The sequence below is a fragment of the Dyadobacter sp. genome, assembly GCF_051859145.1.
In the GTDB taxonomy this organism is placed as follows: domain Bacteria; phylum Bacteroidota; class Bacteroidia; order Cytophagales; family Spirosomataceae; genus Dyadobacter.
Genome location: NZ_JBHYGF010000605.1, coordinates 1 through 17,816, shown reverse-complemented (window position 1 = coordinate 17,816; position 17,816 = coordinate 1). Strand labels below are relative to the sequence as shown.

At 46.8% G+C, this 17,816-nt stretch carries 17 protein-coding genes; 8 read left to right on the top strand and 9 right to left on the bottom strand.

Features of this window, described 5'->3' with window-relative positions:
* The 3 genes from ACTIE6_RS27025 to ACTIE6_RS27015 form a co-directional block, all read right to left on the bottom strand.
* Positions 1 to 332 (bottom strand): DUF2730 family protein (locus ACTIE6_RS27025; protein WP_439559596.1); only part of this gene is annotated, 332 nt, incomplete at its 3' end.
* A gap of 99 nt (positions 333 to 431) precedes the next feature.
* Positions 432 to 1,265 (bottom strand): nucleoside triphosphate pyrophosphohydrolase, encoded by an 834-nt coding sequence (mazG, locus tag ACTIE6_RS27020; protein WP_439559595.1) that lies wholly within the window; start codon positions 1,263 to 1,265, stop codon positions 432 to 434.
* A gap of 25 nt (positions 1,266 to 1,290) precedes the next feature.
* Positions 1,291 to 1,743, bottom strand: coding sequence for a PaaI family thioesterase (locus tag ACTIE6_RS27015; protein ID WP_439559594.1), 453 nt, complete (start codon positions 1,741 to 1,743; stop codon positions 1,291 to 1,293).
* A 192-nt stretch (positions 1,744 to 1,935) separates the two neighbouring features.
* On the opposite strand from ACTIE6_RS27015, the gene ACTIE6_RS27010 reads away from it, so the two are divergent.
* Both ACTIE6_RS27010 and ACTIE6_RS27005 read left to right on the top strand, forming a co-directional pair.
* Positions 1,936 to 2,730: a phosphosulfolactate synthase gene (locus tag ACTIE6_RS27010; protein ID WP_056280276.1), complete on the top strand. Its 795-nt coding sequence runs from the start codon at positions 1,936 to 1,938 to the stop codon at positions 2,728 to 2,730.
* Positions 2,731 to 2,763: 33 nt separating this feature from the next.
* On the top strand, positions 2,764 to 3,420 hold the full coding sequence (locus tag ACTIE6_RS27005) for a DedA family protein (protein WP_439559593.1): 657 nt from the start codon (positions 2,764 to 2,766) through the stop codon (positions 3,418 to 3,420).
* A 135-nt stretch (positions 3,421 to 3,555) separates the two neighbouring features.
* Here ACTIE6_RS27005 and guaB read toward each other — a convergent pair whose 3' ends face one another.
* The gene (gene guaB / locus ACTIE6_RS27000) at positions 3,556 to 5,028 is read right to left on the bottom strand and encodes an IMP dehydrogenase (protein ID WP_439559592.1); all 1,473 of its coding nucleotides are present in this window, start codon (positions 5,026 to 5,028) and stop codon (positions 3,556 to 3,558) included.
* Between the two features lie 172 nt (positions 5,029 to 5,200).
* Here guaB and ACTIE6_RS26995 point away from each other — a divergent pair, with 172 nt between their 5' ends.
* The 5 genes from ACTIE6_RS26995 (at position 5,201) to ACTIE6_RS26975 (ending at position 12,145) form a co-directional block, all read left to right on the top strand.
* On the top strand, positions 5,201 to 5,755 hold the full coding sequence (locus tag ACTIE6_RS26995; RefSeq protein WP_439559591.1) for an RNA polymerase sigma factor: 555 nt from the start codon (positions 5,201 to 5,203) through the stop codon (positions 5,753 to 5,755).
* A gap of 16 nt (positions 5,756 to 5,771) precedes the next feature.
* Positions 5,772 to 6,773, top strand: a complete 1,002-nt coding sequence (locus ACTIE6_RS26990) for a FecR family protein (protein ID WP_439559590.1) — start codon at positions 5,772 to 5,774, stop codon at positions 6,771 to 6,773.
* A 71-nt stretch (positions 6,774 to 6,844) separates the two neighbouring features.
* The gene (locus tag ACTIE6_RS26985; protein WP_439559589.1) at positions 6,845 to 10,231 is read left to right on the top strand and encodes a TonB-dependent receptor; all 3,387 of its coding nucleotides are present in this window, start codon (positions 6,845 to 6,847) and stop codon (positions 10,229 to 10,231) included.
* Between the two features lie 27 nt (positions 10,232 to 10,258).
* Positions 10,259 to 11,698: a RagB/SusD family nutrient uptake outer membrane protein gene (locus ACTIE6_RS26980; protein WP_439559588.1), complete on the top strand. Its 1,440-nt coding sequence runs from the start codon at positions 10,259 to 10,261 to the stop codon at positions 11,696 to 11,698.
* Between the two features lie 27 nt (positions 11,699 to 11,725).
* On the top strand, positions 11,726 to 12,145 hold the full coding sequence (locus ACTIE6_RS26975) for a lipoprotein (RefSeq protein WP_439559587.1): 420 nt from the start codon (positions 11,726 to 11,728) through the stop codon (positions 12,143 to 12,145).
* A gap of 1 nt (position 12,146) precedes the next feature.
* Here ACTIE6_RS26975 and ACTIE6_RS26970 read toward each other — a convergent pair whose 3' ends face one another.
* The 5 genes from ACTIE6_RS26970 to mutY all read right to left on the bottom strand — a co-directional run bounded on the left by ACTIE6_RS26970 (position 12,147) and on the right by mutY (position 17,290).
* Positions 12,147 to 13,463, bottom strand: coding sequence for a transporter associated domain-containing protein (locus ACTIE6_RS26970; RefSeq protein ID WP_439559586.1), 1,317 nt, complete (start codon positions 13,461 to 13,463; stop codon positions 12,147 to 12,149).
* 125 nt (positions 13,464 to 13,588) lie between these two features.
* The gene (locus ACTIE6_RS26965) at positions 13,589 to 14,068 is read right to left on the bottom strand and encodes a single-stranded DNA-binding protein (RefSeq protein WP_439559585.1); all 480 of its coding nucleotides are present in this window, start codon (positions 14,066 to 14,068) and stop codon (positions 13,589 to 13,591) included.
* 60 nt (positions 14,069 to 14,128) lie between these two features.
* Positions 14,129 to 15,334 (bottom strand): Gfo/Idh/MocA family protein, encoded by a 1,206-nt coding sequence (locus ACTIE6_RS26960; protein WP_439559584.1) that lies wholly within the window; start codon positions 15,332 to 15,334, stop codon positions 14,129 to 14,131.
* A 74-nt stretch (positions 15,335 to 15,408) separates the two neighbouring features.
* Positions 15,409 to 16,266, bottom strand: a complete 858-nt coding sequence (locus tag ACTIE6_RS26955) for a phytanoyl-CoA dioxygenase family protein (protein WP_439559583.1) — start codon at positions 16,264 to 16,266, stop codon at positions 15,409 to 15,411.
* Positions 16,267 to 16,285: 19 nt separating this feature from the next.
* Complete coding sequence (mutY, locus tag ACTIE6_RS26950; RefSeq protein ID WP_439559597.1) at positions 16,286 to 17,290, bottom strand: A/G-specific adenine glycosylase; 1,005 nt, start codon at positions 17,288 to 17,290, stop codon at positions 16,286 to 16,288.
* A gap of 234 nt (positions 17,291 to 17,524) precedes the next feature.
* Here mutY and ACTIE6_RS26945 point away from each other — a divergent pair.
* Positions 17,525 to 17,816: HU family DNA-binding protein (locus ACTIE6_RS26945; RefSeq protein ID WP_439559582.1), on the top strand; the 292-nt coding region annotated here is incomplete at its 3' end.

The following is a 17,816-nucleotide window of genomic DNA, read 5'->3' as shown; positions in this document are numbered from 1 at the left end:
TTGTCAAGTCTCTCTTCTATGATATTCAGACGAGCTTCAATCTTATCAAGGCGCTCCTCGACTTTGTCAAGCCGGGCTTCTACTTTATCAAGCCTGACCTCCAACCTGTCAATTCTAATTTCGAGTCGGTCAACCTTGTCTTCCAGTTTATTAAACCTGATTTCAAGATTGTCGATGCGTTGATGTACCTGGGCAAACTCCTGCCTCATTTCGGCAAAGCCGGTATGAACAAGGTTTGTAAGGGTTGCCAGGCCAGTTGCTATCATTTCAATCTGTTTTCCGTGTTCAACAAGGGTGATTTCCGCCAGATCAATTCGTTCTTCGATATACATATTCGTGTGCGTTAGCAAGTATAGTGTTGGTAAGTCGCCGACAATATCCCCACAAAAACAACAACGAACAATCTATTATCAAACCAATTTTCTAACGGTTCAAACTCCCAATTCCTTCGCCTTATTCCAGTACCCGTCCATTTCTTCAAGCGACATATCTGATAGCGCTTTCCCGTCTGCTTTGGAGGCTTCTTCCATGAATTGAAAGCGCCTTATAAACTTCTTGTTCGTCCGTTCCAACGCAGTTTCAGGGTTGATATCTACAAAACGCGAATAATTGACAAGTGAAAAAAGCAGGTCTCCAAACTCCCCTTCTGCCTCTTTCTGATCAATTGTGTCCCCGGATTCAATATCAAAATGCGCTTTAAATTCCTGCAATTCCTCCTGTACCTTCTCCCATACCTGCTGCTTCTCGTCCCAGTCAAAACCTGCCCCTCTTGCTTTTTCCTGAATGCGCATTGCTTTCACCAAAGCGGGTAATGAGCCAGGTACGCCTGACAAAACCGATTTGTTTCCTTCTTTCAATTTTAACTTCTCCCAATTCTGCTTCACAGCCTCTTCCGAGTCGGCCACTGCATCGCCATAAATGTGCGGGTGACGGGAAATCAGCTTGTCGCAAATGCCATTCAAAACATCCCTGATGTCGAAAGTAAAGGCTTTCCCAGGATCATTCTCAGATGCTATTTTGGCATAAAAAACCAAATGCAGCATCACGTCGCCAAGCTCCTTTTTTATCTCGGGCAAATCGTTATCCAGGATTGCATCCGAGAGCTCATACGTTTCTTCAATCGTCAGGTGCCGCAAACTTTCCAGTGTTTGTTTCCGGTCCCAGGGACATTGTTCCCTGAGCTCATCCATAATAGTAAGGAGCCGGTCAAAAGCCATAAGCTGTTGCTGGCGGGCTTCCGTGAGCTCGCTGAATTGTTTTTCCATATAACAAAGATAAAGCTGAACTTCCTCAATTGGCGACAAGCGCGGGAATTTGAAAGCTGGTCTGAATGAGGTTGCTGGCACATTTGGCAATAATCTTGCCCTCGGCAGCTGTTAGCCTGCCTTCCACGTGAATGATATTTTTGCCCACTCTTACGATGTTTGCGTGGGCAGTCAAAACATCTCCCGGAAAGGCTGGATTGAGGAAGTCGCAGTTCAGGTTTACTGAAGTAAATGCATACTCTCTGCCGAGTGCAAACACCATGGTGCCCACGATTTCATCCAGGATGGTAGCCGCCATTCCGCCGTGCAGCGTACCCATCGGATTACACATATCCGGCCTCACGAGGTACTCGATCTGCATCATTCCCTCTTCTACGTTCAACAGCTTTCCATTGAGCCACTGCGCCACCGGGGAGAAATTCTGCTGCATATTCTTGCCGATATACTGGCGCAAAAAACTGATACGTTCGTTTTCCATTATCATGAAGATCCGGGTTCCTGAATGCAAAAAGAAATAGTTGCCCGACCCGGAAAAGTGAGATTTTAAAAATAGTAATTATCGTAGAAATATCTATGATTCAAAGTCATTATTGTGGATTTAATTGCTATGTTTTGAAGGTTATTACTACCTTTACCGGAGTTTTTGCCAGAGATAAAAGCATACCCATATATGAATTTTACGTTATCGCAGGTTCCTGACCGTTCCCAAAAACCCCGTGAAAAGGGATTGACAATGGTAATGGATAAAGGTCTCAGTATCAGGGAAACAGAGGATATGTTATCAACTTCATCTCCTTACATTGATATCGTAAAGCTGGGCTGGGCAACTTCTTATGTCAGCCCCAATCTCAATGAAAAGCTGGCAGTCTACAAGAGTGCCAACATTCCGGTCTACTTTGGTGGTACTTTGTTTGAAGCCTTTGTTGTAAGAAACCAATTTGACGATTACCGGAAACTGCTTGACAAATATGATTTAAAGTACGCAGAAGTTTCTGACGGTTCCATTGAAATGCCACAGGATGTGAAATGCGAATACATCAACAAACTGTCCAAGCAGGTAACCGTTCTCTCGGAAGTAGGATCAAAAGACGAGAACAAAATAATTCCTCCTTATAAATGGATCCAGCTGATCAAATCTGAACTGCAGGCTGGCGCGTGGAAGGTAATTGGCGAAGCCCGTGAATCGGGTAATGTAGGTTTGTTCCGTGCAAGCGGCGAAGTGCGCCAGGGCCTGGTGGAAGAGATCCTTACCGAGATTGCATTTGAAGATATGCTGTGGGAAGCACCTCAGAAATCACAGCAGGTTTGGTTTGTAAAACTGCTGGGTGCCAATGTAAACCTCGGCAACATCGCACCGAGTGAGCTGATCCCGCTGGAAACAATCCGTCTTGGATTGCGTGGGGACACATTCAACCACTTCCTGAATGCGAAGACCAAACAAAAATGGAAAATCGATTCCAAATAAGTAAGACACTTTTTCACTCACCTAATATTAGCTATGGAATTCCTGAGGCAGTTTATTGACATTTTCCTCCACCTGGACAAGCACCTTTTTGACATTGTGCAGCAGTACGGAACACTTACCTATCTGATACTTTTTCTGATCGTATTTACAGAGACCGGGCTCGTTATCATGCCGCTGCTACCAGGCGATTCACTCTTATTTGCCGCCGGTGCCATCGCTGCCAATGAAAGTACCGGTCTGAATGTCTGGCTGATCATTATTATCCTCATTATAGCCGCATTACTGGGAGATAACCTGAACTATTTTGTAGGTAAAAAACTAGGCGGAGAAATTAAGAAGCGGGAACGCATTCTTTTCCTGAAAAGGGAATACCTGGAAAAAACAGAAGCATTTTACGAAAAACACGGAGGAAGCACCGTAATTATGGCACGCTTTATCCCGATCGTACGTACAGTAGCCCCATTCGTAGCAGGTGCAGGAAGTATGAATTATTCCAAATACATTATCTACTGTATTGTCGGCGCAATCCTCTGGGTACCATCATTGACGCTCCTGGGCTTCTTCTTCGGCAATATGGAAATCGTTAAAAAGAACTTCGAGCTGGTTATCTTCGGTATCATTGGGTTCTCATTGCTGCCTATGATTTTTGGGTATTTCAAAAGCAAATTTGCGAAGCCGAGGGTAGCCTAGCAGGACTTCGGCTGTCGGCAATCGGTTTTCGGCTTTTCTTAGACGCAAAAAATGCCTGGTTTAAAAGCCAGGCATTTTTTGTGCTCTTATTTTCAATTTCAGTCTGAAAGCTGATAGCCGAAAGCCGACTGCCAACTAGCTTCTCGAATAATTCGGCGCTTCCTTCTGAATCATAATATCGTGCGGGTGGCTTTCTTTTACACCGGCTGAGGTGATTTTTACGAATTGGGCTTTCTGCAGTGTTGCAATATCTCCCGCTCCGCAGTAACCCATTCCAGCTTTCAAGCCGCCTACCATTTGATAAACGATCTCAGAAACTTTGCCTTTGAATGGAACGCGACCTACAATTCCTTCCGGAACCAGCTTCTTCACATCGTCTTCCGCATCCTGAAAATAGCGGTCTTTTGAACCATCTTCCATTGCTTCCACCGAGCCCATTCCACGGTAAGCTTTGAACTTCCTGCCTTCGTAAATTACAATTTCACCTGGTGCCTCGTCGCTTCCTGCGAGCATCGAGCCGATCATGATCGTACTTGCTCCGCCGGCCAGCGCTTTTGTCATATCTCCTGAAAAACGGATACCTCCGTCAGCAATCACCGGAACGTCGGTTCCTTTCAATGCCTCTGCCGCCCACATTACGGCGGTTAACTGCGGAACGCCGATACCTGCGATGATACGGGTGGTACAAATGCTTCCGGGCCCCACTCCGACTTTAACTGCGTCTGCACCAGCATCTGCCAATGCTTTTGCGCCTTCGCCGGTTGCAACGTTACCTGCAATTACATCCAGTTTCGGGAATTGTGCTTTCACGGATTTCAATGCAGCAATTACGCCCGCAGAATGTCCATGTGCGGTATCCAGACTAATTACGTCCACGCCGGCTTTCACCAGTGCTTCCACCCTTTTCAGCAAATCGGCAGTAACACCTACTGCTGCTCCTACACGGAGGCGGCCGTATTCGTCTTTACATGCATTCGGGTGGGATTTGCGTTTTAGGATATCTTTATAGGTGATCAAACCTGTCAAACGGTACTCAGAATCTACAATCGGAAGTTTTTCAATTTTGTACTCTTGCAAGACCTTCTCCGCATCGTCGAGCGACAAACCGTCGGAAGCTGTGATCAGATTATCTTTCGTCATAATCTCCGTCACAGGCTTGGTCATTTCCTTTTGGAAACGCAGATCGCGGTTGGTGAGGATACCTACCAGCTTGTGATCCTTGTCGATAACAGGAATACCGCCGATTTTGAACTCCCGCATAATCTGATGCGCGTCGCCCAGGGTAGCTGTATCAGAAAGCGTGATCGGATCGAGGATCATTCCGCTTTCAGACCTTTTCACCTTTCTAACCTGCTCAGCCTGCGCTTCCAGGCTCATGTTTTTGTGGATTATTCCAATACCGCCTTCCTGGGCCATTGCAATAGCCAGGTCGAATTCGGTTACAGTGTCCATCGCTGCTGAAACCAATGGAATGTTCAGCTCGATGTTGCGCGTAAGCTTTGTTTTAGTTGTTGTATTGCGAGGAAGAATTTCTGAATAACCAGGTATTAGAAGAACGTCGTCGTAAGTGAGGGCCTCAAAGAGGACTTTGGATGGGTCTGTGCTCATAGCAAATAAACGATTGTTATTTGCCGGGCAAAATTAGCTATAAGTTTGGAGTCAACCAAAAAAAGTACAAAACAAGTCTTTTTTAAATTTATTAAAAAAATGGTAAAACGGTTTAGGGGTATTCGCCGGTTAATTGACTATACCTTTGTATTCCACATTTGCAGGCACTTTGATGAAGCCGAATTTTACCGATGAACAACTGGTGATCCAGCTCTCCGAAAGCAACAAACGTGCTTTCGAAGAGATTTATAACCGGTATTGGTACAAGCTGTTCTGCATTTCCTACCACCAGACAGGCTCGAAAGAAGAGGCGGAGGAACTGGTGCACGATCTGTTCGAAAGTTTGTGGAACAGGAGAATGGAGAGTAACATCAAAAACCTCAGTGCCTACCTCGTTATTTCCCTCAAATACCTGATCACGAATCTTGTAAAATCACGCATTACCTGGCGGAAGTACCAGGAATATGTGCTGCTCAACAAAATGCAGGAGATTTCTTCGACAGAGGAAAACATTCAGTTCAATGATCTTTCCGCCGCGATTGACCGGGCGATGAAAAAGCTGCCGGAGAAAACAAGCCGCGTTTTTCAGCTGAGCAGGTTTGAAAATCGTTCTGTGAAAAGCATTGCCGAAGAACTGCATATTTCAGAAAAGGCGGTGGAATACCACATTACCAGGTCGCTTAAATTACTGAAAGACGATCTGTGGATTTACCAAACAGATAATTGAGCATTCTCAACAACTAATGAACCAATACGATTTTCAAAAAACTTTAAACAAATACTTATCCGGGCAGCACTCGCCGGAGGAGGAGGATTTCATTATGGAATACCTGAAAACGAATCCTTTGGAAGAATCGCCGGTATTTGAAAATGAGAAAGAAGTAATTGGTAAAAAGTTGAAGAAACGGGTGTTTGAATCTGCATTTGGAAAATCGCTGTTTCAAAAATCCCTTCCCTGGCTGGCTGCAGCAGCTTCCGTTTTGCTGGTTGCCGGGACCTGGCTTTTTGTATTCAATGAAACTCAGCCCGAAACATTTGCGGCAGCGGAGATCAGTAACCGCCACGATCTGGTCGAGATCAGGAATACTTCCGGGATGTCGCGCCCGTTTACGCTGGAAGATGGAAGTGTGGTGACATTGAAGAAGAACAGCAGTCTCAGCTATCCTTCGCATTTTGGCAAAAAGAACAGGACAGTTTACCTCCACGGCGAAGCTTTTTTTCAGATCAAAAGAAATACAGCCAAACCATTTATTGTGTCGACAGGAAATCTGGTTACCAGGGTTTTAGGGACTAGTTTTAATGTAAAATCCTACGACAAGTCGGGCTCCGTGGAAGTGCAGGTAAAAACGGGCAGGGTATCTGTTTATGAAGGCGCAGACAATGGAAGTGTGAATAAAAACGGTGTGATACTGACGCCCAACCAGCGCATTGTTTTTGATAAAAAATCGAGGAAAATGGAATTGTCAATCGTGGAAAATCCTCTGCTGGTTATACCTGCAGCCGAGACTGAACATGGTTTTTCGTTTTCAGAAATCCCGGTAAAAAACGTTTTCTCAGCCCTCGAAAAATCATACGGAATCGATATCGTACTCGAAAACGACACGGCTGATTCCTGCCTTTTTACTGGTGATTTGAATGGACTTACCCTGTTCCAGCAGCTTGACCTGATCTGTAAATCGGCCAATATCTCTTACGAAAGACGCGGTACTGCCTTGTTTGTTCAAGGCGAAGGCTGCATGAATTAAAACAAAAAACCTCTATAACTATGCATAAAAAAATACCCTCAAAAAGGGTTGTTTACAAAGTCGTGAGTACTATGGTTAAACAACTGCTCATCGCGATCCTGTGCTGCGGCATTGCGCTCGCACACGCAACCAGAGCGCAAGAAGTGCTCAAAAAGGAAGTAGCCCTGAAAGTTGAATCGCAGGAGATCAAAAAGGTCTTGCAGCAGATCGAAAAACAGGCTGATGTGAAGTTCGTATATAGTACATCGAGCATTCAAAAGGTTCAGAATGTGACTGTAAGAGAACTGAGAGGATCTTTGAGCAAAGTTTTGGACCAGCTCCTTACCCCGCTGAATGTTTCCTACGAAGTGGTAGGTACCTCACGGATTTTGCTGAGAAAAAAGCTGCCGGCGCAAAGTAGTAGCACCAATGCAGGTACCTCACAGATCCTGAATGTGGACCGGACAGTTACGGGTAAAGTGGTAGACGAAAAAGGCGTGGGACTTCCAGGTGTAAATGTGCTCCTCGTTGGTACCCAGCAGGGAACTTCCACCAACGAAAATGGCGAGTACCGCATTACAGTTCCTGATCAGAATGCGACATTGAAGTTTTCATTCATCGGTTATGTAAGTCAGGAAGTTGCAGTGGACAAGGAACAGTTGAATATTTCGCTGGCTCCCGATGTAAGTGCATTGCGGGAAGTGGTGGTAGTAGGTTATGGTACCCAGGAGAAGAAGGACATTACAGGTGCAGTTTCGTCAGTAAAAGGTGCCGACTTTCAAAACCTGCCTTCGGGTGGCGCGCAGCAGGCTTTGCAGGGACGTGCGGCCGGGGTGAACATTGTCAGAAACGGCGGTGCGCCTGGTGACGCTGGTTCTATCCAGATCCGTGGCTTTGGTACTGTTAATAACTCCTCGCCCCTCGTTGTGATCGACGGCGTACCTTCGGGAACAATGAACGATGTTAACCCGAACGACATAGAATCTATTGAAATCCTGAAAGATGCTTCCGCTTCGGCCATTTACGGTACGCGCGCAGCAAACGGGGTAATTATCGTCACGACCAAGCGAGGCCAGTTTGACAAGCCGCTAAGTGTGACCCTGAACAGCTATGCAGGGGTAACCAACCGCATTAAAACGCTGGATGTACTTACCGCAGATTCGCTTGCAGCGATCAAGCGGGAGGCTTATAATAATGACGGCCTGCCCGTTCCGGCAATCTGGAATAATAAAGACTATCAGAACCAACTGACCAACTGGCAGGACGAGCTGCTTACGCAGGGAACAACCCAGAACTATGATGTATCACTTCGTGGCGGTGGCAAGTATTCTTCTTTCGCGATTTCAGGAGGTTATTATAAAGAAACCGGTATCATCGAAAAATCGGAGTACCGGCGGTTGAATTTCCGCATTAACTCTGACCATAAGATCGGCGAGCGCATTAAAATCGGGCAGAACTTCCAGTTTAGTAACACGCACAATGCAGGGCCGGATACACAATCTTCACAAACAGGCTTGCTGTGGAGCGCGATCCGCTTTCACCCTGGATTGCCAGTTCGCAATGCCGACGGTTCTTACAGCTCGACGCAGGGGATTGGTGCATTCGGGGATATCAACAACCCTATATTTACCGTCAATTCACAAGACAGGGACAATGCGCGCAACCGCTTTCTGGGTAATGTTACCGGCGAGCTGGAAATCCTCTCAGGCCTGAAACTGCGCGCGAACGTAGCCGTTGACGGTACTTTCGGGGATACCCGCAATTTTGATATTAAAATCAATGATCAGTTCCGCGTCAACTCTTATAACCAGCTGACCCTGGGTCACCAGAAAAGCTGGTCTTTCCTGCAGGAGTATTTTCTGTCTTACGATAAAACCTTCGGCGCACACACGCTCGGCCTGACCGGCGGTTTTACTTCACAGACTTTCAACAGCATTTACTCCAACCAATGGGGCCGTGATTTTGCGAGTGAAGATCCATCGCTGCGCTACATGCAATATGCCGGAACAATCGTGTCGGTGCCGCTTTCTGATGGAGGAAATGGCGGCCGGAGCTATGATGCACTGGCTTCATTTTTCGCGAGAGCAAACTATTCTTTGAAAGATCGCTACCTGCTTACCGCCACGATCCGCAGCGACGGTTCTTCCAAATTTGCACCCGGTAATCAATGGGGTTATTTCCCTGCTTTCTCCGCAGGCTGGCGCATTTCGGAAGAAGATTTTTTCAAAAATGCATTACCATTCTTCGGTAACTTCAAGCTGACAGGAGGCTGGGGCCGGTTGGGTAACCAGAATGTAGCTTCCCTGCAATATCTCGCATTGATCAACTCTACTTACCGTTATGCATTTGGAAACGGCGGTGTGCAGAACCAGGTCTCAGGCGCGGCACAGAGCCGCCTGGCTAACCTGCACATTGGTTGGGAAACTGCTGAAATGAGCAACTTCGGATTAGAAGCAGAGCTTTTCAAAAACAGCCTCTACTTCTCGGCCAACTATTTTATCAAAGACACAAAAGATATGCTGCTGGCGCCGCCGACGATCGGGACAATCGGCTCGGCAACTATCCCAGACCAGAATATTGGAAGTTTGCGAAACAAAGGTCTTGAACTGGAAGCTTCCTACCGCCGCACAGTTGGCGATGTTACATTCAATGTGAGCGGTAATGCGACATTTATCCAAAACAGAATTACAAGACTGTCTACTCCGGGCGGTTTCCTGGCAACCCAGCTTTACGGCCGCGGGCAGCAGGAAATTGTGAGAACTTACGAAGGACAACCTTACGGTACTTTTTACGGATATAAAACAGACGGAATTTACCAGTCGCAGTCGCAGATTGACGGTGACCCAAATCTTGCAAATGATTCGCGCCGGACCGACGGGCTGATCAAACCGGGCGATGTTCGTTTTATGGATTTGAATGGAGATGGTATTGTAGATGATGCAGACCGCACGATTATCGGCAGTCCACAGCCTAAGATTAACTATGGTTTTTCGGCAGGTGCCAGCTACAAGGGATTTGATCTCAGCCTGTTTTTTGTTGGTGTTGGCGGCTCGCAGATTTACAATGCCGACCGCATGCAGGGACTTGACGCAAGCTATCCGTTCAACCTGTATGCAGATGCACTGGATCGTTGGACTCCCAAAAACGGAGGTAACACCGTGCCGCGCATGAGCATCAACAATGCAAACCGCAATTTCCGTCCGTCGGACCTGTTTATAGAAAAAGGCGATTTTCTTCGTTTGAAGAACCTGACGCTGGGCTATTCAGTACCAAAGTCAGCTATTGAAAAGCTTAAAATGACCCAGGCGAGAATATATGTTACCGGCCAGAATATCTTCACTTTTACCAAGTACTCGGGTCTGAATCCCGAATTGGGCTATGTGGGAGGCGGTAATGGTTCTTACAGCCAGCTGAATGTGGATTATGCACAATATCCGCTCGGCCGCACGTGGACGCTTGGTGCTACGATTTCTTTTTAACCCTACATTGGAAAAGCATTTCCTGATATGAAAAAGATAAAAATACTTTCAGCATATATCCTGCTCGCGGCACTGACAGGCTGCGACGATATCCTCGAAACAACACCTTACGGGCAGGTTACTTCACAGCAATACTGGCGCAATGGCGACGATGTAGTAGCTGCCGTGAATGCAGTTTACGCACCTTTACTCGATGAAGACGGATTTGCGCATACCGAATATACATTCGATAACTGCTCGGACGATATGAACCGCGCGGGCGACCACTCAGACGAAACTTCGCTGGAAATGTTCACTTTCGATGCTTCCAACTCGCATATCCTGGCTACCTGGAAGACGAAATACGAAGTGATTTCGCGCGCCAATGCAGTTTTGATCAATGCGCCGAAGGTTACAATGGACGAAACTTTGAGAAATCGAAGCCTGGGAGAAGCTTATTTTCTGAGAGGCTTTGTGTACTGGCGACTTTCTTTGATTTATGGTGAAGTACCGATTTTGCTGGAAGAAGATGCGTTGGCATTGAATTTCAACAAACCTAAATCCACACTCGCCGAAGTGCGCGCACAAGCGGAATCCGACTTTTTGAAAGCGGCTTCTTTGCTGCCTGTTTCGCACAGCGACACCGAGGCTGGCCGGGTTACGCAAGGTTCGGCTTATGGATTTTTGACAAAATTGTATGTGTACCAGGAACAATGGGCGAAAGCGATAGAAGCAAGTGCAAAGGTGATTTCAAATCCTGCCTACAAACTGGCGACCGGTTTTAACCAGAATTTTGAGCTGGCTACTGAAAACAATCCGGAGATCCTGTTTTCACTGCAATACGAAACCGGGTGGACAACCGACAACTCCCCTACTTTTTACCACACACCGCAGGCATTTGGCGGCTGGGGCTTTCACGAGCCGATTGAGGATCTGGTAAAAGAGTTTGAAAAAGGAGATACCCGCAAAACTTCGTCCATTTTCAGTCCGGGCGATAAGGTTGACCGTAATGCGTTAGGTGACGAAACTTTCACTGCCGATATGACGCGGGTTACAGGTTATGCTTTCAGAAAATACACGCAGTTTGCTGAAAATGGCGATATGAGCCAGAGCTTGAATGCACCTTTCCTAAGAACAGCCGACGTTTACCTGTTGGCCGCCGAAGCAAAAATCCGGTCGGGCGCAAATGGCGATACCGAGCTAAATGCTGTGAGAAAGCGTGCCGGACTTGCTGCGATTACCAATGCAACGATGAAGAACATCATGCACGAAAGGCGCGTGGAGCTGGCCGGTGAAAACGAAAGGCACCAGGATTTGATGCGCTGGGATAAGGCAGGTTTAATTGATATTGTAGCGCATTACAAAATCGACCGTGGTCCGCACAAGCCGAGCCGCAATTTTGTAAAACCAAAACATTACTACTTCCCGCTGCCGCAACGCGAGATTGATTTAAGTAATGGTACTTTGGTACAGAACAGTAACTATTGATTTTGAAATAAAAAGGCAAGTCGAACATTGAAAAAGCCCCTGATCTTACTTGCTTTTGCATTATTGCTGACCGGCTGCTCGTCCCATGAAAAGGATATTGTGGGCTTGTGGAGAACTGATTCCATTTCCAATTACGTGAATGGATTCAGTTTTACCAATAACACCAAAGACGCGCATTGGTCTTATTTTGAGTACAAAAAAGACGGTTCGCTTTTCGAGCGGCGCAAAGGTGAGTACCGCAAATCTGCTTATAAATTGATTTCGGCAGATTCACTCGTTTACCTCGACTCGACAGGAACGGTTACAAATGGTTACCAGATATTGGAATTAAACGAAAGGAGCCTGGTGCTGAAAAAGGCACAGGCTCCTTATTTGTCTGGTAAAAACCAGGAATTATATGAAATCAGGTATTTTTCAAAAGCTACTCCCGGCAATAAAGCGCAATAGCTTAGCCTACCAGTACCCTCACTTTTTTGATCCGCTTCTTGTCCGCGGATTGTACTTTAAAAGTCACTTTCCGGTGCGTTACCACTTCTCCGGTTCTTGGCAGCTGCGAGAATAGTTCAAGCAATAACCCCGCGAGTGACTCGCTATTTCCCCTAACTTCATCGAAATAATCCGATTCCAGGTTAAGCAACCGGCAAAGATCGTTGATCAGCACCTTGGCTTCGAAGACGTAGGTATTTTCGTCGACCTGGGTGTAGTTCACTTCCTCGTCTTCGTCGTATTCGTCGTTGATATCCCCGAATATTTCTTCAATAATATCTTCTAAAGTAATCAGCCCGCTTGTTCCGCCATACTCATCGACTACGATCGCCATGTGCACGCGTTTGTTCTGAAAATCCTTCATCAGATCGTCCAGCCGCTTGCTTTCCGGAATGAAGTAAACAGGCCGGATCAGCTTTTGCCAGTTAAAATGCTCGTCGAGGTGTATGTGCGGCAACAGGTCTTTCACATTCAGAATACCTTCAACATGATCAAGATCGTCGCGGAAAATAGGTACGCGCGAGTAACCTGATTTATTGATCTTGTCCATCAGCTCGTGAAAGTTCAGTTCAATGTCAAAGGCGGTAACGTTCAGGCGCGCCTGCATTGCTTTTTTTGCATTGGTTTGCCGGAAGTTGGCCAGCCCGCGGAGCAGATCGGTTTCTTCCTCGCTTTCTGCTTTTGCTTCCAGCATTTCAGTGGTAATCTCCGCGCCCTCCGGTGTGAATATCCCAAAGAGGTAACCGAGTTTGAGTACAGGCTGGGTAAGAGGCTGCGCAATTTTGATCAGAAACCTTGTCAGACCGGCAATGCGGGGGATAAGCTCGTTGGCCCGGCGCGCCGCATTGAAACGCACAATTGCGTCCAGCCAGATCCAGAGCGCAAGCAGACCAAACGCAATCCAGCGCACATTTTCATTCTGGGACTGTTCCAGCCAAATCCAGACGAGCCTTCCTGCGAGGATCAATGCAAACAATGTAAGCGCGCGCTGAACGAGCGATAATGCAAGCTGCTGAATGCGGGTTGGTAAGTGATTTTCCTCGTCAGGTTTGCGGTCCCAGGGATTTTCCATGGCGCCGGCGGCAGCATAAGCTGCGCGTATTCCTGAAAGTGAAAGTGAAAAGAGGAAGAGAAGTGTTACGAGGATGAAGTCGTAGGGAGCTAAGAAATCAACGGGTATAATAACCCCTGCCAGAAAGGATTGCGTACATCTTGGGGGAGTTGATATCCCCGTACGCGTTCGGGCAAGCGGGTCGTCACTGTCTGCGGTTTCTTTCACGAAATGTCAGAATAGGTGGATGTAAATGTTCAATAAGATAAATGTAGCTATTCTGTACCTAAAAAGGTACTGCAACCAGAATAATTACATTTATCTATTTCACGCAACAATTCAGCACGTTTTGATCAGAAAGGCAGATCGTCGTCGTCGTTATTACCTGCCGCCAGTGATGGTGGTATCGGGTCCGACGAGCGGGGTGCCTGGCTGCTTCTTGGCTGCGACGATTGCTGCTGGTATCCCCCGCCGCCTTCGCCACCCGCATTCGAACCCGAAGGTCCGCCCAGCAACGTCATACTACTCGCCCGAATTGTTACCCCCGTGCGCTGCTGACCTTCCTTGTCGGTCCAGCTGTCTGTGCGAATGCGGCCTTCGATATAAACCTGATTACCTTTTTTAAGGTATTTCTCAGCGACTTTCGCCAAACCTTCCCACAGTTCAATGCGGTGCCACTCGGTATTGTCTACTCTTTCACCGTTTTTGTTGGTATAGCTTTCAGTAGTCGCAATGTTGAATTTCGCTACTGCGGAGCCGCTTTCCAGGTATCTTACCTCAGGATCACTTCCAAGGTTACCTATCAGAATTACTTTATTAACACTTCCTGCCATGATTTTCAGATGTGGATTGAATGGAGATTTAAATATAAAAGATATTAGATAAATGCGCGGCTAAATGTCCTGCTCAGTTATTTTGCCACTTACTTTATCCTTCAAAATGAGTTTGTTCCTGCCGTCGTGGGTAACTTCCTGTTTGATCAGGTAATAATCTTCATTGTAGGAAGTATAATTGGAAGGCTTGGTAACTCCTTCCTGTCCGCGCCAGACCGGCAGCTCCACTTTCTCCCAAAGCTTGGTTTTGGCAGATTTATAAGCCGCGTCGATCACTGCATTTACAATGTAACCATCGTAAAAAGTCTCCGCAGGCTCGGTACCTTTCTCGGCTGCGTTGAACATGTCGGTAAACATGTGGTTATAGCCCAGCTCATTTACTTCGTCGCCAACCGGAAACAGCCAGCCGGTATTACTTTCAGCTTTTTCAGCTACATATTCCTCTCCCTTTCCTTCCGGGTTCTGGCCGGTTGTAAACATTTCGAAACCGGTGCGCAGGAAGTTGTTGATCCAGATTGTGCCTTCTGTTCCCATTACCTCGTCGCGCAGGTCCATTCCGCCGCGGAAAGTCCAGCTTACCTCAAACTGCCCGATCGCACCATTTTCGTATTTAACCAAAGCAATGGCGTGGTCTTCTGCATCAATGGGCTTCACCTGGGTATCTGCCCAGCACATTACCTCCACCGGCCGGATATCTTTTCCGATAAAATTGCGTGATATTTCAATGCAGTGACAGCCGAGGTCAAGAATGCAGCCGCCGCCCGCCTGCTCAATATCCCAGAACCATTCGCTATGCGGACCAGGGTGCGCCTCCCGGGATTTAGCCCAGATAATGCGGCCCAGCGAACCATTTTTTACACTTTCAATTGATTTCAAAAACTTGGGCGTGTAGCAAAGATCTTCCAGGTAACCCGCAAAAATCCCTGCTTCCTCTACTGCCTTCATCATGCGCAAAGCCTCCGCGCCATTTCTTCCCAAAGGTTTGGTAGAAACAACTGCCTTTTTATGTTTGGCACAAAGCATTACCGCTTCTTCATGAATATTGTTGGGCAGCGCAATGCAAACCATATTTACATCCGGATGCGCGATTACTTCTTCCATATTGGAAGACCAGAAATCACAACCATAATCCGTCGCAAATTTCTCAGCACTTTCTTCCCGCCGCGCATAAATCGCCACTACCCGATCACGGCTTCTCTGGCCATGAATTGATTCCGCATAAAACCGCCCGATAAAGCCGGAGCCAAGCATTGCTATTTTTTGCATAAATAATTTTTATAAATTAATGTAAAATCAAATGCCGGTAGCCGACTGCCGATAGCCGATAGTCAACTGCAAAATCAATTCGTCTTCACCTCCGCCTCCCACCCTGTCTTCTTCAATGCCGGATCGTCTTCTTTTTTGAGGAAATCGGCGTCGCCGAAAGATTGGGCATCCCATTCAAGTAAGGCGCGGTCGGGTACTATGGATACGGGTACCTTCCAGGAGTTGGAGGTTTCTGCGTAGGCGAGATTGGATTGGGAGTTGTAGCAGGAGATCAGTGACCATCTCGGGTGATCTGACAAGTTGGCTTCTGACCGGTGCAGCAGGTTACTGTGAAAAAACAATGCGTCGCCAGGTTCCAGCTCGCAATAGATCAGCTCCATTGTTTTCAATGCATGGTTGACCATTTCCATATCGGCTCCTACTTGCTCGCCGGCGAAACCGTGGTTGACGCGGCCCATTTTGTGAGAGCCTTTGATCACCTGCAAACAGCCGTTTTCCTGGTTAGCCGGCGTGAGCGCGACCATAACGCTCATTAATTGATCGGGAAAAATGAATTGATTCTTGTACCAATAACCATAATCCTGATGCCACTCCCAGGCGCCGCCTACTTTCGGCTCCTTTTGCATGAGTTTGGTGTGAAAGTGGCAAACCTGGCTCTCCTGCCCGAGCAGCTGCCAGACCGAGTTGACCATTCTTTCGCTTCTAATCAGGTAACCAAAAACATCGTCGCCCGGCGTAAACCAGAGTGACAGCCTGGTCTTTTTGCCAGATTGATCATTCAGGTCCATTGCATTCTTCTGCATAACCGAATTTTCAAGCGCGGTGTGGTAAAGCTTGCCGATCTCTTCCTGCGAGAAAAGGCCTTTTACAATAATATAACCATCCCGATTATACTCTTCAACCTCACTGGAATTCAAACTAAAACTTGCCATAGCTATCAGTTTTAAGCGTTTACAGGTATTTTTCTTCTTTCAAAAAAGTATCAATCAGAATGGGCTTGGGAAGCGTTTCTATTTGATCTTTTGTGTAAAAAGTCAGCCCTGCCGGCAAATCTATTGTCTTGTCTCCCGAAATTTCCAGCCACCAGAAACGTACCTGCAAACGCTGGTGTGTAAGAATGTGCGTATATACTTTGGGTACAACTTCCAACCGACCGTTTTGAAGCAGATCAATTGGAAAAACGGCACCAAGCAGCTCTTCGGGATCATTGATTGTTTCTTTGGATTCGGCCAGGTGAAAGTCGTACAGACCCTGCCAGATGTCTTTGGCGCCGCGCTCCTTCATAGCCAGCTTCTCACCTGACCGGATCACCAGGTAGTTCAGGTACCTGTGTTTTACCTTCAACTTCTTGATCTTTACCGGAAGCTGGTTCTGCATATTGTGGGCCAATGCAAAGCATATATCCGTAAACGGGCAAATGTGACAGGCGGGTGAAACCGGCACACACTGCAATGCACCGAATTCGATCATAGCCTGGTTGTAGGTAGCCGGATCGTCCGCAGGTACCAGCTTTGCAGCCAGCAGTGCAAACTCTTTCTTGCCCTCATTACTCAGCATATCAGACTGGATCCCGAAAATCCGTGACATTACCCGGTATACATTCCCGTCGATCGCCGCGACGCGCTCATTAAAGGAAAAGGCAGCAATTGCTGCGGCGGTATAATTTCCCAAACCTTTCAGCTTCAAAAGTTGCGCGGCAGTACCCGGAAACGTTCCGTTATACTCATTTACAACCTGCCTGGCGGTGTAATGCATGTTCCTTGCGCGGGAGTAGTACCCCAACCCCTGCCACAAACGCAGCACCTCGCGTTCATCAGCACTGGCCAGATCAAAAACGGTAGGGAAATGCAGGAGGAATTTTTCGTAGTAAGGCATTCCCTGGGCTACGCGGGTCTGCTGTAAGATGATTTCGGACAACCAAATTTTATATGGGTCTTTCGTTTCCCGCCAGGGCAGCGATCTATGATTTTTTATATACCACGATTTTAATTTTTTGTTAAAGCTCGTTATCAGGTCAGGATCAGGGTTCAATATATTTCCGTCATTAGAGACTGTCATTTAATCAATTAGAAAAAAAATAAAATTACCGTTCTTTTATGTTCTGGTAAAATTACCGTACCTTTGTGTTCCCAAAATTCAGAGGAGTAAGTAAATAAATGAAATAATATCCACTTAAAGTAAACAATCAAAGTGACTAAGGCAGACGTAATCGCACAGATTTCTGAAAAAACAGGTGTTGACAAAGGCGACGTTCAGCAAACGCTGGAATCGTTCTTCACCGTGGTAAAGGATTCCCTTTCTGAGGGCGAGAACCTTTATGTTAGAGGGTTTGGTAGTTTTATTAATAAAAAACGTGCGCGTAAGGTTGCCCTCAATATTTCGAAGGGAACTTCCATGATTATTGACGAGCATTTCGTACCTAGCTTCAAACCTGCCAAGGTTTTTGTTGAACAGGTTAAAGAAAGTGACAAACTTAAAGCAG

Excerpts from the sequence above, each read along its gene's own strand:
- mazG (WP_439559595.1), bottom strand. The coding sequence starts at position 1,265 with ATGGAAAAACAATTCAGCGAGCTCACGGAAGCCCGCCAGCAACAGCTT.
- ACTIE6_RS27015 (WP_439559594.1), bottom strand. The coding sequence starts at position 1,743 with ATGGAAAACGAACGTATCAGTTTTTTGCGCCAGTATATCGGCAAGAAT.
- ACTIE6_RS27010 (WP_056280276.1), top strand. The coding sequence starts at position 1,936 with ATGAATTTTACGTTATCGCAGGTTCCTGACCGTTCCCAAAAACCCCGT.
- ACTIE6_RS27005 (WP_439559593.1), top strand. The coding sequence starts at position 2,764 with ATGGAATTCCTGAGGCAGTTTATTGACATTTTCCTCCACCTGGACAAG.
- guaB (WP_439559592.1), bottom strand. The coding sequence starts at position 5,028 with ATGAGCACAGACCCATCCAAAGTCCTCTTTGAGGCCCTCACTTACGAC.
- ACTIE6_RS26995 (WP_439559591.1), top strand. The coding sequence starts at position 5,201 with ATGAAGCCGAATTTTACCGATGAACAACTGGTGATCCAGCTCTCCGAA.
- ACTIE6_RS26990 (WP_439559590.1), top strand. The coding sequence starts at position 5,772 with ATGAACCAATACGATTTTCAAAAAACTTTAAACAAATACTTATCCGGG.
- ACTIE6_RS26985 (WP_439559589.1), top strand. The coding sequence starts at position 6,845 with ATGGTTAAACAACTGCTCATCGCGATCCTGTGCTGCGGCATTGCGCTC.
- ACTIE6_RS26980 (WP_439559588.1), top strand. The coding sequence starts at position 10,259 with ATGAAAAAGATAAAAATACTTTCAGCATATATCCTGCTCGCGGCACTG.
- ACTIE6_RS26965 (WP_439559585.1), bottom strand. The coding sequence starts at position 14,068 with ATGGCAGGAAGTGTTAATAAAGTAATTCTGATAGGTAACCTTGGAAGT.
- ACTIE6_RS26960 (WP_439559584.1), bottom strand. The coding sequence starts at position 15,334 with ATGCAAAAAATAGCAATGCTTGGCTCCGGCTTTATCGGGCGGTTTTAT.
- ACTIE6_RS26955 (WP_439559583.1), bottom strand. The coding sequence starts at position 16,266 with ATGGCAAGTTTTAGTTTGAATTCCAGTGAGGTTGAAGAGTATAATCGG.